A 16,044-nucleotide genomic window follows, 5' to 3' on the forward strand; every position below is an offset into this window, starting at 1 on the left:
CGCATGACCGATTCCACGCCAGTCACCGGCCAGCAGCGCCGTGCGTTCTGGCTCAAGCATCTTCACCAGTGGCACTGGATCAGCTCCGCGATCTGCCTGATCGGGATGCTGCTGTTTGCCATCACCGGATTCACGCTGAACCACGCCGGACAGATCGAAGCGCGTCCGAAGGTGGTGACGCACTCCGGCACGGCCCCGCGCGCAGTGCTCGACGCGCTCAAGCTTGCCGCGCCTGCGGAAGCCGCCACGAAGAACATCAAGGGCGAAGTGCCACGCGTGCTGGCTGACTGGCTGGGCAAGCAGATGGATGTGGAAGCAGCGGGGCGCGAGGCCGAATGGTCCGCCGACGAAATCTATATCGCGCTGCCGCGCCCCGGCGGCGATGCATGGGTCAGCGTCGAACTCGATTCGGGCGACGTGCAATTCGAGACCACATCACGCGGCTGGGTCTCGTACCTGAACGATTTGCACAAGGGTCGCAACACCGGGCGCGCATGGAGCCTGTTTATCGATGTGTTCGCCTTCGCTTGCCTGATTTTCAGTATCACGGGGCTGGTCCTGCTCAAGCTTCACGCGGGCGGACGCATGGCCACGTGGCCATTGGTGGGCGCGGGGCTGGTGGTGCCCCTGCTGCTGGCCATCCTGTTCATCCATTGAAACCATTCCATCGAGAGAGGTAGTTCCGAGATGCGCCGACTTCTGTCCGTCACCATGACCGGCCTCGTAGCCGCGCCACTGGCACCCGCCATGGCCGCCAGCCTGAGCGTCAAGGTGGAGATTCCCCGCCTGAACGTGGCCGAATACCACCGTCCCTATGTGGCGATGTGGGTGGAGCGCGCCGATCAGAGCCACGTCACGACGCTGTCCGTGATGTACGACGCGAAGAACAAGGAAGGCGAAGGTACCAAGTGGCTCAAGGACATGCGCCAGTGGTGGCGCAAGGCGGGCCGCGACATGCAGATGCCGGCCGATGGTGTCTCGGGCGCCACGCGCGCACCGGGCGAACACACGATGACGTTCACCGAAGGCAAGGCGCCACTCGGCAAGCTGCCGGCGGGCGAATACCAGATCGTGGTGGAAGCCGCGCGTGAAGTGGGTGGACGTGAACTGGTGCGCGTGCCGTTCGTGTGGCCGCCGAAAGCCGCGCAGTCCACCAATGCAAAGGGCGAGCACGAACTCGGCGGCGTGACCGTCGACGTGAAACCCTGATGCCATCCCGAACTGAATGCGAATTGATCCTGACCGGAGCCTGACGATGACCAAGCCTGTCCGCAACCGAATCTCCATCCGACTCGCCGTATTGGCCCTTGCCGCGCTCGCACCGCTGGCCGCGCATGCGCATCGGCAGTGGCTGCTGCCCTCGGCCACGGTGCTGTCCGAGAAGGACGCATGGGTGACGGTGGACGCCGCCGTGTCCAATGACCTGTTCTATTTCGAGCATGTGCCGATGCGGCTCGACAACCTCGCCATCACCGGCCCGGACGGCAAGCCCGTGCAGGCCGAGAACGCCTCGACGGGCAAGTATCGCAGCACGTTCGATGTGCATCTGACCCAGCCCGGCACGTATCGTCTCGCCGTGGTGAACCAGGGCGTGTTTGCAAGCTGGAAAGAGAATGGCCAGACCAAGCGCTGGCGCGGTGCCGCCAATGCGTTGGCCGCCAACGTGCCGGCCAATGCGCAGGATCTGCAGGTGAGCGAACAGGCGGGCCGCGTGGAGTCGTACGTGACCAACGGCCGTCCGAGCAAGCAAGTGCTGACCACGACGGGCAAGGGTCTGGAACTGGCGCCGATCACGCATCCGAATGATTTGATCGTTGGCGAAGCGGCCAGCTTCCGCCTGCTGCTCGATGGCAAGCCGTTTGCGAACCAGAAGGTAGCGGTGGTGCCGGGTGGCATCCGCTATCGCGATCGCCTGAACGAGATCGAGGCAACCACGGACGCCGACGGCAAGTTCAGCGTGAAGTATCCGGCGGCTGGTATGTACTGGATGGAAGCCGAAATCCGCGACGACAAGACGTCGATCAAGGAAGCCAAGGCACGCCGCGCCAGCTATGCGGTGACGGTGGAAGTGCTGCCGCAATAAGCGACGACTACCGAAGCCGATGCATCGCGTGCTGATCCCCGTGGCGCTCGCTGCGCCGCCGCCGTCTGTCCCGCAAGGACAGGTGCGACAGTGGCATGGCGAGACCATGGGTACCACGTGGACGGTCAGCGCCGTGCTGCCTGCGAATCGTCATGGCGATGAAATTGATGCAGGCATTCGCGCGGTGCTCGACAACGTCATCGCCGAAATGAGCAACTGGTCCGAGACATCGGACCTGAGCCGATTCAATCGCGCGGATGGCGATAGCTGGGTGACGCTGCCGCAAAACGCTTTCATCGTGTTGCAGGCGGCCTTGCAGGTGGCGCGCGATAGCGGCGGTGCTTTCGATCCCACGGCAGGACCGCTGGTGAATCTCTGGGGCTTCGGTCCTGCGGGGAAACGTACCGTCGCCCCATCATCCGACGATGTGGCGCGCGTGTGCCAGCATTGCGGTTGGCAGCGGCTGCATGCCGATGACGTGGATGCATCGCAACGCCGCGTGAGACAGCCGGGCGGACTCTCGCTGGATGTCTGCGCGATTGCCAAGGGTTTCGGTGTCGATGCGGTATCGCGCTATCTCGATGGTTGCGGCGTTGCGCATCATCTCGTCGAGATCGGCGGCGAACTGCGCGGACAGGGACTCAAGCCCGATGGCATGCCGTGGTGGGTGGAACTCGAATCGCCGGTGGCCGATGCCGATGCCGCGCAGCGCACGCTGATCGCGTTGCTGGGTTTGTCGGTGGCAACGTCCGGCGACTATCGCCGCTACTTCGAAGCCGATGGCCGTCGCTATGCGCACACCATCGATCCCCGCACTGGCTATCCGACCGCGCATGCATTGGCGTCGGTCACGGTGATTCATCGCGAATGCATGATGGCCGATGCGTTGTCGACGGCGTTGATGGTGCTCGGCCCGCACGCCGGGCTGGCTTTCGCCCAACGTCATACGCTGGCCGCGCGCCTGCTGGTGCGTACACCCGATGGTTTCGATGAACTGACCACGCCGGCTTTTGCCGCGATGCTTTCATGATGCGCAAGGTCTGCTGGATCGTCTTTCTCGCTGGCGTGGCACTGGCCATGCTCGCACATGGTCGCGTGCCGATGGCTGCAGGTGTTGTCATCGCGTATGCAGGATTCTGCGCGGCGATCGTGATGACGCATCGCCGCCGTCGCGCCGCGCGCATGGCCTCGGTGACATCGACATCGGATAGCAATGTGCGACCCACGCTCGTTGCCTATGCCAGCCAGACCGGGTTTGCCGAACAACTGGCCGAGCAGACCGCGCGTGCGCTGCAGGGTGCGGGCATGCCGGTGCAATTGCTGTCGTTCACCGATCTCGACGGATCGCACCTTGCTGCGTGCGATCGGGCGCTGTTCCTGGTCAGCACCACGGGCGAGGGCGACGCGCCTGATAGCGCATCGGGTTTCGCAAGACGATTGCTATCTGGCACTACGCCCGACGCATTGAAACAACTTCGCTATGGCGTGCTTGCACTGGGCGATAGCAGCTATGCAGGCTTTTGCGCGTTCGGCCATGCCTTGTCGGGATGGCTGCAACGCCATCACGCGCAACCATTGTTCGATATGGTCGAAGTGGACAACGGCGATGCCGGAGCGTTGCGCCACTGGCAGAACCATCTGTCTGCACTGAGCGGCGGCGCCGAGATCGCGGATTGGGAACGTCCGCGCTATGGCCGCTGGCAACTGGTGGAGCGACAGTTGCTGAATCCCGGCAGTCTGGGCGCGCCGGCATTCCATCTGGCGCTGGTGCCCGAAGCTTCCGGGTCACTGGACTGGCAGGCGGGCGATATCGCCGAGGTAGGACCATGCCTGCCGCCCGATGTCGTAGCGCGGCTGCTTGCGCATCTCTCGCTCGACGGCACACAGCTTGTGCGTTGCGACAGCCGCCCGATGCCGCTGGCTGCGGCGTTGGCCACGCGTTTGCCGTTGCCCGATACGCATCTCGATGCATTGGCCGGATTGAATTCCCAGCAATTGATCGATGCGCTGCCACCGCTGCCGCATCGCGAATACTCGATTGCTTCGCTTCCGTCCGATGGCCGGCTTGAGTTGCTCGTCAGGCAGACGTTTCATGCGGACGGCAAGCTGGGTTTGGCGTCAGGGTGGCTCACCGAACATGCGCAGGTTGGCGGTCATCTCGCGTTGCGTGTGCGGACCAACCGCAGTTTCCATGCACCGACCGATGGTCGCCCGCTGATCCTGATCGGCAACGGCACGGGACTCGCGGGCCTGCGCGCAATACTCAAGGCACGGGCTGTACAAGGGCATCATCGCAACTGGCTGCTGTTCGGCGAGCGTTCGGCCGCGCATGACGATTTCCATGGGGCAGAACTGCATGCGTGGATCAAGCAGGGTGTCCTCGCGCGCATGGACCGCGCTTGGTCGCGCGATGGTGGTGCGCCGCATTATGTGCAGGACGCCGTGCAGGCCAATGCGGCGATGATCGCGCAATGGGTGGAGCAGGGCGCGGCGATTTATGTGTGCGGGAGTCTGCAAGGCATGGCGGGTGGGGTGCATGCGGTGCTGACACAGATCCTTGGAGAGGAGCGGTTGCAGGGGATGGTGGAGGCTGGGGGGTATCGGCGGGATGTGTATTAGCCCGACTCTCAACCGCTAACTGTTTGCTCCCCTCTCCCGCCGTGCGGGAGAGGGGCGGGGGAGAGGGCCAGCAATGCGTTGCCACAAGTCGGCAAGCAGAGCCTCCAGCCCTCTCCCCCACCCCTCTCCCACTTTGTATAGCCCGGACACATAGGTAACACCTGTTCGGAGACATGGGTAACACATCTAGACTGGCTGGCAGTGTCTTTTGGGAGACCTGCCATGCCGTGGAAGGAAGTGTCACTCATGGATCAACGCAGGGAATTAATGGTGCTGGCCAGCCAGCCGGGAGCGAATCGTCGCGAGTTGGCCAGGCGCTACGGCATCTCGCCCAAGACGCTGTACAAGTGGCTGCAGCGGTATGACGGGCAAGGCCCGGATGGGCTCGCCGACCAGAGCCGTCGGCCGGAACTGAGTCCCGCCAGGACCGACGAGGACATCGAGCAGCGGATCGTTGTGCTGCGCGACGAGAACCCCTATTGGGGCGCTCGCAAGCTGGCGCGATTGCTGCGCAACGAGGGCACGGCCTGGGTGCCGGCGCCCAGTACCGTTCACGAGATTTTGCGTCGCCACGGCCGACTGGGCGAAGGCATGGCCGCTGCGCAGGCGCCGTTCCGGCGCTTCGAGCATGCGCAGCCCAACGACCTGTGGCAGATGGACTTCAAAGGCCATGTGCCCAACCGCCACGGGCACTGCCATCCGCTGACGGTACTCGATGACCATTCACGCTTTAGCCTGTGCCTGGCTGCGTGTGACGATGAGCGCGGCGAAACGGTCCAGCCAAGACTGATCGCGACGTTCCAGCGCTATGGGTTGCCACAGCGCATGACCATGGACAACGGACCGCCCTGGGGCGGAGGTGCGGACGGCTTGGGCTATACGGCGCTGACGGTGTGGCTGATGCGCTTGGGCATCGCCGTCAGTCATTCGCGCCCATATCATCCTCAGACACAGGGCAAGGACGAGCGCTTTCATCGCACGCTCAAGGTCGAGCTATTGCAGGACCGCTGCTTTGTCGATAACGCGCAAGCCCAGCGTGCATTTGATCACTATCGCGAACGCTACAACGGCCAGCGCCCGCACGAGGCGCTGAAGATGGAGGTGCCGCTCGAGCACTACCGTGCCAGCACCATCGCCTATCCCAAATCGCTGCCGGAAGTGGAGTACCTGTCGACGGACCTGGTCTATAAAGTGGGCAGCAACGCGCGGATAGAAGTGCGGAGACGACGCGTGAAGATTGGCAAGGCTTTCATCGGACAGCGCATCGCGCTACGCCCAAAGAAGGAGGACGGCTGCTTCGGCATCTGGTTCAGCCGGTTTGAGATAGGGGAACTCGACCTGCGCGTACTGTGATACGCGCAGATCACGTGTTACCCATGTCTCCGAACACCTGTTACCCATGTCTCCGGTCTGTACACCACTTCATGGGAGAGGGGAGCGCATAGCAAACGGTGTCGGCAATATGCCGCACCGCCACATGCCCCCACCCCCAACATTCGGCTATCCTCGCAACTCAGTTCCAGACGAGGAAAAACAGCAATGAAAGCCGCCCGTCCCATGCATACCTTCGCCCGCGCCGCCCTGGTTGCGTGCCTTGCCACTGCCCCTTTCGCGGCCAACGCCGCCGGTCCCGATAAATTCACCGTAGCCGGATTGGAGAAGCCCGCCACGGTGCTCGTGGATCGCTGGGGGGTGCCGCATATCTACGCCAACACGCTGTATGACGCCTTCTACGTGCAGGGCTTCATGGCGGCGCGCGATCGGCTCTGGCAGATCGATCTGTGGCGCAAGCGGGGGCTCGGCGAGATGGCCAAGGACTTCGGGCCGGCCTATGTCGAAGGTGATCGCATGGCGCGCGCAGTGCTGTTTCGCGGGGACATGTATCGCGAGTGGCTGGCGTATGGCTCCGACGCGAAGCGCGTGGCCGAGGCATTTGTCGCGGGTGTGAACGCCTATGTGGCGCAGGTCGAGGCACGCCCCGAGTTGCTGCCGCCCGAGTTCAAGGCGCTCAACTACAAGCCGTCGCGCTGGCGTGCCGAGGATATCGTGCGCATCCGCCATCACGGCCTGACGCTCAATTTCACAGGCGAGATCGATCGCGCGCAGCTCTTCTGCTACGCGAAGCCGAATGCGGTGCGTGCCGACTGGGTGCGCCGCGAACTGGATCCGCCCGTCGAGCCGAAGGTGCCGGAGGGACTCGACACCTGCAACATTCCCGTGGCCGAATTGCGCAAGGCGTATGACCTCGCCACTGCCGCGCCGCGCTTCCCCAAGGAGTGGTGGTCGCAGCCTGTGGCCAAGGCCGAGAACATTCCGGTGAATGCGTTGTACGCCACGCTCGATGCATCGAGCGACACCGCACGCAGCCTGGGTTCGAACAACTGGGTGATTTCGGGTAGCCGCACCACCACTGGTCGGCCGATTCTCGCCAACGATCCGCACCGCGCGCATGGCGCGCCGAGCCTGCGCTACATCAGCCATCTGAATGCGCCGGGTCTATCCGTGATCGGCGCGGGCGAGCCGTTCCTGCCCGGCATCTCGATTGGTCACAATGGCACCATCGCCTTTGGCCTGACGCGGTTCTACATGGACCAGGAAGATCTCTATATCTACGAGACCAATCCTGCGCAGCCGCACGAGTATCGCTACAAAGGCCGCTGGGAGCCGATGGAAACCGTCACCGAGCAGATTGCCGTGAAGGGTGAGGCCACGCCGCGCAAGGTGTCGATCGACTACACGCGCCACGGGCCGGTGCTCTACGCCGATGGCAAGACCAATCGCGCGTACGCCCTGCGCGCGGCGTGGCTTGACCTCGGCATGGCGCCGTACTTCGGTTCGATGGATTACATGCGCGCGCAAAGCTGGGACCAGTTCCGCGCGGCGATGAATCGCTGGGGTGCACCGGGCGAGAACCAGGTCTATGCAGACCGCTCCGGCAATATCGGCTGGATTCCGGGCGGCCTCACGGTCAATCGTCCGAACTGGGACGGCCTGATGCCGGTGCCCGGCGATGGCCGCTACGAGTGGGCGGGCTATCGCAACATGGACGAGCTGCCGTGGGCGTTCAACCCTGCGCCGGGTTATGTAGTGACGGCCAACGAGAACAATATCCCGGCCAACCATCCTGCCGCGAAGATCGGCGTGGGCTACGAGTGGAGCGACAGCTCGCGCGCGCGCCGATTGAAGTCGGTGGTCGCCGCCAATCCGCGCAGTTCGCTGGAAGACTCGATGGCGTGGCAGAACGATACGGTATCGCTGCCCGCGCAACGTGTGGTGGCACTGCTCAAGCCGTTGAACAGCAGCGATGCGCAGGTGCAACGCGGTCTCGATCTGCTGCGCAATTGGGATGGCAACGAACGCGCGGACAGCGCGGCCGCGGCGTTGTTCGAGGTCTGGTTCAGCAAGCACTTGCGAACTGCCGTGGTGCGTGCGGCGTTGCCGCCGGAAGCGGCGCGCCTCGTTGGTGCAGGCGACGCCAGCCGCGTGATCGCGGTGCTGGAGCGCCCCGACACGTGGATGACAGTGGAGAAACGTAACGAGGTGATGACGTCTACGCTGAAAGTGGCGATGGGCGATATCGAGAAGAAACTCGGCACCGATACGAAGACGTGGCAGTGGGGCAAGCTGCACACCGCCGTGTTCAACCATCCGCTCAATGCCATCCTCGACCAGAATGCGCGCGCGCAGTATGACGTGAACGCGGGCCCGATTGGCGGATCGTCATTTACGCCGATGAACACGAGCTATCGCAACAGCGATTTCCAGTTGACGGCTGGCGCATCGTTCCGCATGGTGCTCGATGTGGGCAACTGGGATGCGTCACGCGCAATCAACACGCCGGGGCAGTCGGGCAATCCGGCGAGCCCTCACTATCGGGATCTCGCACCGCTTTGGGCCAAGGGGGAATATTTCCCGCTGGTTTATACAAGGAAGGCGGTGGAGAAGGAGAGCAAGGAGCGGGTGGAGTTGGTGCCGCAGTAACGTCCAAATCCACTCTTGGTGTTCTCCCCTCTCCCGCATGGCGGGAGAGGGGCGGGGGAGAGGGCCGGCAGTTCAAATTGCCACCAGTCGGCAAGCAGAACCTCAAGCCCTCTCCCCCAACCCCTCTCCCGCGCGCGGGAGAGGGGAGCAAACCATGCGGGAGAGGGGAGCAAGACAGGGAGCGGGAGATATAAAAACCTACAACGCCATCTCCAACACCCTCGCCACATGCACCGCCTCCCTTCCGGCCCCATCATGAATCTGATGGCGGCAGCTCGTGCCATCCGCCACTACCAGCGTCTGCGCATCTGCTTTCCGCACCGCAGGCAACAACGACAGTTCGCCCATCCGCATCGACACCTCATGATGCTCGGCTTCGTAGCCGAAGCTGCCTGCCATGCCGCAGCAAGACGATTCGATCAGCGAGGTCTTGAGGTCCGGAATCCAGCCGAGCACCTGTTCCACCGGACGTACCGCATCGAACGCCTTCTGGTGGCAATGACCGTGCAGCAGCGCCTGCGCATGGCCGATAGGTTTCAGCGTTGGCTCGAAGCGTCCCGCTGCGCGTTCGCGGACCAGGAATTCCTCGAAGAGGAACGCGTTGTCCGCAAGCTGCCGCGCGGCGTCTCCGTAGCCGTATTGCAGGAACTCGTCGCGCATCGACAGCAGGCATGAGGGCTCCAGTCCCACCACCGCTACGCCGCGCGAGACGAACGGCAGCAGCGCATCGAGCGCGCGTTTTGCCTCGGTCTTCGCTTCATCGACAAGCCCTGCGGCCAGGAACGTGCGGCCACAGCAGAGCGGTCGCTCGCCCGGTACACCGGAGAGGTGCACGGTGTAGCCCGCAGCTTCCAGCACGCGCTGCGCGGCGCGGGCGTTCTCGGGTTCCATGTGGTTGTTGAAGGTGTCGACGAACAGCACCACTTCCTTGCCGCCGGTAGTGGGCGCCACATAGTTCTCGCCCAGAAAAGCCGATTGCCAGCGCGGCAGCGAACGTTTGGCCGAGATGCCGAGTACGCGTTCGCCAAGTTGTGCGAGACCCGGCACGCTATCGCGCAGATTGAACAGCCACGGCATGCGGCTGGCGGCTCCCGCATAGCGCGGCAGGAACGCGACGAGCCGATCACGCATGCGCAGTTTGCCCGCGCGTGCGTTGGCGGCGCGCACTTCGATCTTCATCTTCGCCATGTCGATGCCGGTGGGGCAATCGCGCTTGCAGCCCTTGCACGATACGCACAGATCCATCGTCTCTTTCACGGCGGGGTCGAGCAGTCCTTCATTGCCCAACTGGCCCGACAGCGCAAGTCGCAGCGTGTTGGCACGGCCGCGCGTCAGGTGCTGTTCGTCGCGCGTGACGCGATAGCTTGGGCACATCGTGCCGGCGTCGAACTTGCGGCAGTGGCCGTTGTTGTTGCACATCTCCACCGCAGCGGCCAGTCCGAGTGCAGGGTCGCGACCTGTGCCCGGTGCGCTTTCTTCCTCGGTAACGGGATCGCGCGTCACGTTCCACGCCGACCAGTCGAGCGCAGGCGTTAGCGGTGTCACCGTATAGCTTGGCGGAAAGCGGAACAGCGCGGTCTCGTCCATCTTCGGCGTGCGCACGATCTTGCCCGGATTGCAGCGATTGTCGGGATCGAACAGCGCCTTCACTTCGGCAAATGCATTGGCGAGCGATGGCCCGAACTGCCACGCCACCCATTCGCCACGGCACAGTCCATCGCCATGCTCGCCCGAGTACGCGCCCTTGTACTCGCGCACCATTGCTGCGGCTTCCTCGGCAATGGCGCGCATCTTGCCCGCGCCGTCGCGCCGCATGTCGAGGATGGGGCGCACGTGCAGTGTGCCCACGCTCGCATGCGCGTACCACGTGCCACGCGTCCCGTGCTTGTGGAATACCTCGGTCAGGCGCGACGTGTACTCGGCCAGATGTTCGAGCGGCACCGCGCAATCTTCGATAAAGGACACCGGCTTGCCGTCGCCCTTCATGCTCATCATGATGTTCAGGCCGGACTTGCGCACTTCCCACAGCGCCTTCTGCGGACCGGCATCAGGCATCTCCACCACAGAGCCGGGCAGGCCGAGATCGGCCATCAACTCAACCAGTTGCTGCAAGCCGCGCAGCGTGGCGTCGCGGTCCTCGCCGGCAAACTCGACGAGCAGGATCGCATCGGGTTCGCCAACCAGTGCGCGGTCGATGACGGGACGGAAGGCCGGATTGTTGCGCGCGAGATCGATCATCGTGCGGTCCACCAGTTCCACGGCCGCGGGCTTGAGCGCGACGATATGGCGCGTCATGTCCATCGACTGGTAGAACGTGGGGAAATTCACCACGCCAAGCGTCTTGTGCGTGGGCAGCGGTGCAAGCTGCAGCGTGATCTGGCGGAAGTAGGCCAGCGTGCCTTCTGAACCGACCAGCAGGTGCGCAAGATTGACGCTGCCGTCAGTGGTGTAGGGACGTTCGTTCTGCGGCGCAAACAGGTCGAGGTTGTAGCCACCTACGCGTCGCAGCACCTTGGGGTACATCTGCGCGATGGCTTCGCGCTCGCGTTCGGCGATGCGCCGCACGCCATCGGCAATCGCACGATGCGGAGCGGTGTCCGCTGGCCAGTTCGCATCGAAGCGCACTTCCTCGCCGCTGGCGAGAATCGCATCGATGCCCAGCACGTTGTGCACCATGTTGCCGTACTGGATGGAGCGCGATCCGCACGAGTTGTTGCCGGTCATGCCACCGATCGTGCATTGCGCGGCGGTGGAGACATCCACCGGAAACCACAGCCCATGCGGCTTGAGCCACGCGTTCAGGTGATCGAGCACGATGCCGGGCTGCACGGTGACCGTGCGCGCCACGGGATCGAACTCCACAACCTGATTCAGGAACTTGCTGTTGTCGATGACCAGTGCTTCGCCAATGGTCTGGCCGCACTGGCTGGTGCCGCCGCCGCGTGGCAGCAGGGGTGCCTTGAAGTCGCGTGCGATATCGAGTGCGAGTCTTGCATCGGCTTCATCGTGCGGCACCACCACGCCAATCGGCATGATCTGGTAGATCGACGCATCGGTGGCATAGCGGCCACGGCTCGCGCGATCGAACAGCACCTCGCCGCGCATCTCGGCGGCAAGGCGGCGATACAGCGGCGATTGCAGATCGGGCGCGGACGCTGCGCCGGGCATGAAGCGAAGCGGTTGCACGCCGGGTGGCGTGGGGGTAACGGGCAGTGCCATGGGCAGGGATGTCTCCGGGTTGCGAGTACTCGGACACGTCGCCATGGCGTTGCACGCGCGGCTGCGCGTGACGCGTTCAGGCGGCGGCGTCCTGTACGCGTTCTAGTTCGGCAATCAGTGCGTCGTGCTTGTGCTGCAAATGCGCGCGCAAGATCTCGCGCAGCGCGCCGCCGTCCCGCTTCGACAACGCATCGAGCATGGCCCCGTGCTCCTGCACGGCCAGGTCCCATTTGTCGTGATCGAAGTTCGAGCGGAAGCGCAGCGCCTGGATACGCAGGTTGATGCGGCGATAAGTCTCCTCCAGGATCGGATTACGTGCGGCAGCGTTGATGGCGTCGTGGATGCGACGGTTCAGCGCGTAGTAATTGGGCAGGTCGCGGCGCGCATGGCACGCGAGCATTTCGTAGTGCAGAGCGCGGATCTCGTTGAGTTCGGCTTCGGTGATGCGCTGACAGGCGAGGTCGCCGGACATCGCCTCCAGCGCGCCCATCATTTCGAACAGGTGATTGATGGTCTCCTGCGACAGCACCACCACCTCGGCACCACGGTTCGGCAGCAGCGTCACCAGCCCGTCGGCAGCCAGTACCTTGAACGCTTCGCGCAACGGCGTACGCGAGACCTGCAGCAGATCGCACAGCACGCGTTCGTTCAGGCGGGTGCCGGGCGCGAGATCGCCTTCCATGATCATGGTGCGCAGGCGCTGGGCCACGGCCACATGCAGGATCTGGCGGTCAACGGCTTGGGAGGATGCGGTCGGTAGCGTGCTCATCAGGGATCGCTTGGCTTGACAGTATTGTATTCAAAAACTACTCTGGGGCAAGCACGAACCGCGTTCCGGTGTCGTTGACGCCTCCGGAAGCCGCGCAAAGGCTGGCTCGAATCCCTTGCAATCGTTGATTTATAAGGGATTTGTGTGGAATCGGCGGGATTTGCCCCGGGCAACATTATCCCGCATGCCAGACCTGCAGTGCGCATCTGTTTTTTGAATACAAAATTCAAACATAAGGATACGAGGCGACATGATCCGACTGAATTCCCATCCCAGCGGCCGGCACTTCCTGCAGATTCCCGGACCGACCAATGTGCCGGATCGCGTGCTGCGCGCGATGGACTATCCGACCATCGATCACCGTGGCCCCGAATTCCAGCAACTCGGCAAGAAGGTGCTGGCCGATATCCGCAAGGTGTTCCAGACCGCACAGCCCGTGGTGATCTATCCCGCGTCCGGCACGGGCGCGTGGGAGGCGGCGCTGGTCAATACGTTGTCAGCGGGCGACAAGGTGCTGATGTTCGAGACCGGCCACTTCGCATCGCTGTGGAAGAAGATGGCCGACAAGCTCGGCCTGAATCCCGAGTTCATCGTGGGCGACTGGCGCCATGGCGTGGATGCTGCTGCCATCGGCGCGCGACTGGCCGAGGATCGCAACCACGAGATCAAGGCCGTCTGCGTGGTGCACAACGAAACGTCCACGGGCGTGACATCGGATATCGCCGCAGTGCGTCGCGCGATTGACGGCGCCAAGCATCCGGCGCTGCTGCTGGTCGATACGATTTCTTCGCTGGGTTCCGTGGACTACCGCCACGACGAGTGGGGCGTGGACGTGACCGTATCGGGTTCGCAGAAGGGACTGATGCTGCCACCAGGTATCTCGTTTAACGCCGTCAGCCAGAAGGCCATCGCCGCATCGGCCAACGCGAAGTTGCCGAAGGCGTTCTGGGGCTGGGACGAAATCATCGAATCGAACAAGAACGGTTTCTGGCCGTACACCCCGGCGACGAACCTGCTCTATGGCTTGTCGGAGGCGTGCGACATGCTGTTCGAGGAAGGACTGCCGAACGTGTTCGCGCGTCATCATCGTCACGCCGCGGCCACGCGCGCATGCGTGACGGCATGGGGTCTGGAAATCCTTTGCCAGAACCCTGCGGAATACAGCCCCGCGCTGACCGCCGTGGTCATGCCTGAAGGGCACAACGCCGATGCCTTCCGGAAGATCGTGCTGGAGAACTTCAACATGTCGCTGGGACAAGGGCTGTCGAAGCTGTCGGGCAAGGTCTTCCGCATCGGCCATCTCGGCGACTTCAACGACCTGACGCTGATGGGCACGCTGGCCGGCGTGGAGATGGGACTTGGGTTGGCAGGCGTACCGCACAAGGCGGGTGGTGTGCTGGCCGCGATGGAGAGTTTGAAGAAAGCAGCGGTTGAGCCGGCGTTGCGGGCGGCTTGATTGGTTTAAACCCCTCTCGGTGTTCTCCCCTCTCCCGCAAGCGGGAGAGGGGCGGGGGAGAGGGCAAGTGGCTCAAATCGAGACAGGTCGGCAAGCAGAACCGCATGGCCCTCTCCCCCAACCCCTCTCCCGTTCCACGGGAGAGGGGAGCAAGACAAGCGGTAAAACAAGAAGCAAAAAAACCCGAGGCCGCCCCTCAGAGGCGTCCCGTCATCACCCTAGGAGACAGATCATGACGTTGCGTTATGCCGCACGCGCGCTAGCGTGTGCTTCGCTGTTTGGTGTGACCTGGGCCGCTCCGGCCTTTGCGTGGGAACCGACCAAGCCGGTCGAGCTTGTGGTGCCGTTCAGTGCGGGCGGGGCGTCTGACCAGATGGCGCGCTCCATCCAGGGCATCATCGCCAAGCACAAGCTGATGGGCCAGCCGATGATCGTGGTGAACAAGGCGGGCGCCAGCGGTGCGGAAGGCTTGATGGATGCGAAGGCCGCGAAGGGCGATCCGCACAAGCTATTGGTGACATCGTCGGCGCTATACACGGTGCCGATGATCAGCCAGTTGCCGTTCAACTGGCGCGACCTGACACCGGTGGCCATGGTGGCGCAGGACGAGTTCGTGCTGTGGACCAACGCCGAAGCCCCGTACAAGACGCCATCCGACTACCTCGCCGACGTGAAGAAGACGCCGTCCAAGTTCAAGATGGGCGGCACGAGTTCCAAGCGCGAAGACCAGATCATCACCGCGCAGACCGAACGCAAAGCTGGTGTGCGCTTTATCTACATCCCGTACAAGGGCGGCGGTGAGGCGGCCACGCAATTGTCGGGCAAGCATATCGATTCCAACGTCAACAATCCTTCCGAATCCATCGGGCAATGGCGTGCCGGCGAACATCGCGCACTGTGCGTCTTTGCACCGGAGCGCATGCACTACTCGGCCAAGATCACCGGCACGCAAAGCTGGGGCGACATCCCCACCTGCAAGGAGCAGGGCCTCGATGTGCAATACCAGATGCTGCGCGTGTTCATGCTGCCCGGTGGCGTGACGCCGGACCAGCAGAAGTTCTACGTGGATCTGATGCAGAAGGTAGTGGCCACGCCCGAGTGGAAGGAATACCTGGAGAAAAACGCGCTCAAGAACGATTTCCTCACCGGACCCAAGCTGACGGAGTTCCTGACTGCCGATGAAGCGCGGCACAAGGACATCATTAAGGAAGCTGGGTTCGTGGCGGCGGCGAAGTAGGGCCTCGACTCTCACCGATTGTTGTCTCCCCTCTCCCGCATGGCGGGAGAGGGGCGGGGGGTGAGGGCCAGCGGTACAAATTGCCAATAGTCGGCAAGCAGAACCTCCAGCCCTCTCCCCCAACCCCTCTCCCGCACAGCGGGAGAGGGGAGCAAACCAACAGAGAGGAAATCCCCATGAACAACGAAACACACGACGCCGCGCCGGCCGCGATATCGGTGCGGGCGGCGGAGATCGCCGTGGCGCTGCTGATTGCGATCGGCGCGGTAGTGGTGATGGTGAGCAATTACCAGATCGGTGCCGGCTGGGCGCCGGATGGTCCGGAGGCCGGTTACTTTCCGATGCGCATCGGCGCGTTGATCTTTATCGCGTGCCTGGTGGTGCTGTGGCAGGCGCGGCGAATGGATAGTGAGGCAGTGTTCGTCACGGTGCCGCAGCTGAAACAGGTTGCGGTGATTCTCGTGCCGCTCACGGCTTACATCGGGCTGATTGCGTGGCTCGGCATCTACGTGGCCTCGACCATCTTCATTGCGGGCTTCATGCGCGTGATCGGCAAGTTCGCGTGGTGGCGCGCGGTGCTGACGGGCGTGGCGATCAATGCGGTGCTGTTCTGGGTCTTCGAGCTGCAATTCCGCGTGCCGCTGCCGAAGGGTCCGCTCGAAGCGGCGCTCGGCTTCTAA

At 63.4% G+C, this 16,044-nt stretch carries 12 protein-coding genes; 10 read left to right on the forward strand and 2 right to left on the reverse strand.

The genetic code is table 11. The annotated features are described in order from the left end of the window. Positions 1 to 3: 3 nt before the first annotated feature. From GA566_RS26215 to GA566_RS26245, 7 genes are all read left to right on the forward strand, one after another. Positions 4 to 657, forward strand: a complete 654-nt coding sequence (locus GA566_RS26215; RefSeq protein WP_137928129.1) for a PepSY-associated TM helix domain-containing protein — start codon at positions 4 to 6, stop codon at positions 655 to 657. A 30-nt stretch (positions 658 to 687) separates the two neighbouring features. After that, a complete protein-coding gene (locus GA566_RS26220; RefSeq protein ID WP_160474464.1) occupies positions 688 to 1,209 on the forward strand; it encodes a DUF2271 domain-containing protein in 522 nt (173 codons plus the stop codon). 46 nt (positions 1,210 to 1,255) lie between these two features. Continuing rightward, positions 1,256 to 2,083 carry a DUF4198 domain-containing protein gene (locus tag GA566_RS26225; protein ID WP_160474465.1) on the forward strand — a complete coding sequence of 276 codons (828 nt, stop codon included), beginning with the start codon at positions 1,256 to 1,258 and terminating at the stop codon, positions 2,081 to 2,083. A 19-nt stretch (positions 2,084 to 2,102) separates the two neighbouring features. Further along, positions 2,103 to 3,113 (forward strand): FAD:protein FMN transferase, encoded by a 1,011-nt coding sequence (locus GA566_RS26230; protein WP_160474466.1) that lies wholly within the window; start codon positions 2,103 to 2,105, stop codon positions 3,111 to 3,113. Continuing rightward, positions 3,110 to 4,702: a sulfite reductase flavoprotein subunit alpha gene (locus GA566_RS26235; protein WP_160474467.1), complete on the forward strand. Its 1,593-nt coding sequence runs from the start codon at positions 3,110 to 3,112 to the stop codon at positions 4,700 to 4,702. The genes GA566_RS26230 and GA566_RS26235 overlap by 4 nt, the downstream gene beginning before the upstream one ends. A 222-nt stretch (positions 4,703 to 4,924) precedes the next feature. Beyond that, positions 4,925 to 6,055: an IS481 family transposase gene (locus GA566_RS26240; RefSeq protein WP_137928650.1), complete on the forward strand. Its 1,131-nt coding sequence runs from the start codon at positions 4,925 to 4,927 to the stop codon at positions 6,053 to 6,055. A gap of 186 nt (positions 6,056 to 6,241) precedes the next feature. Continuing rightward, complete coding sequence (locus GA566_RS26245; RefSeq protein WP_160474468.1) at positions 6,242 to 8,683, forward strand: penicillin acylase family protein; 2,442 nt, start codon at positions 6,242 to 6,244, stop codon at positions 8,681 to 8,683. 198 nt (positions 8,684 to 8,881) lie between these two features. Here GA566_RS26245 and GA566_RS26250 read toward each other — a convergent pair whose 3' ends face one another. Then, the gene (locus tag GA566_RS26250) at positions 8,882 to 11,902 is read right to left on the reverse strand and encodes an FAD-binding and (Fe-S)-binding domain-containing protein (RefSeq protein WP_160474469.1); all 3,021 of its coding nucleotides are present in this window, start codon (positions 11,900 to 11,902) and stop codon (positions 8,882 to 8,884) included. Positions 11,903 to 11,978: 76 nt separating this feature from the next. Then, a complete protein-coding gene (locus GA566_RS26255) occupies positions 11,979 to 12,671 on the reverse strand; it encodes a GntR family transcriptional regulator (protein ID WP_137927300.1) in 693 nt (230 codons plus the stop codon). Between the two features lie 250 nt (positions 12,672 to 12,921). Between GA566_RS26255 and GA566_RS26260 the strand changes: the two genes are divergently transcribed. The 3 genes from GA566_RS26260 to GA566_RS26270 all read left to right on the forward strand — a co-directional run bounded on the left by GA566_RS26260 (position 12,922) and on the right by GA566_RS26270 (position 16,044). Beyond that, positions 12,922 to 14,127 (forward strand): alanine--glyoxylate aminotransferase family protein, encoded by a 1,206-nt coding sequence (locus GA566_RS26260; protein WP_137927299.1) that lies wholly within the window; start codon positions 12,922 to 12,924, stop codon positions 14,125 to 14,127. A gap of 232 nt (positions 14,128 to 14,359) precedes the next feature. Next, entirely contained in the window at positions 14,360 to 15,364 is a 1,005-nt protein-coding gene (locus tag GA566_RS26265; protein WP_160474470.1) for a tripartite tricarboxylate transporter substrate binding protein, read from the forward strand. Between the two features lie 176 nt (positions 15,365 to 15,540). Next, the gene (locus GA566_RS26270; protein ID WP_160474471.1) at positions 15,541 to 16,044 is read left to right on the forward strand and encodes a tripartite tricarboxylate transporter TctB family protein; all 504 of its coding nucleotides are present in this window, start codon (positions 15,541 to 15,543) and stop codon (positions 16,042 to 16,044) included.

It is taken from the genome of Cupriavidus sp. SW-Y-13 (genome assembly GCF_009793345.1).
Taxonomy (GTDB): Bacteria; Pseudomonadota; Gammaproteobacteria; order Burkholderiales; family Burkholderiaceae; genus Cupriavidus.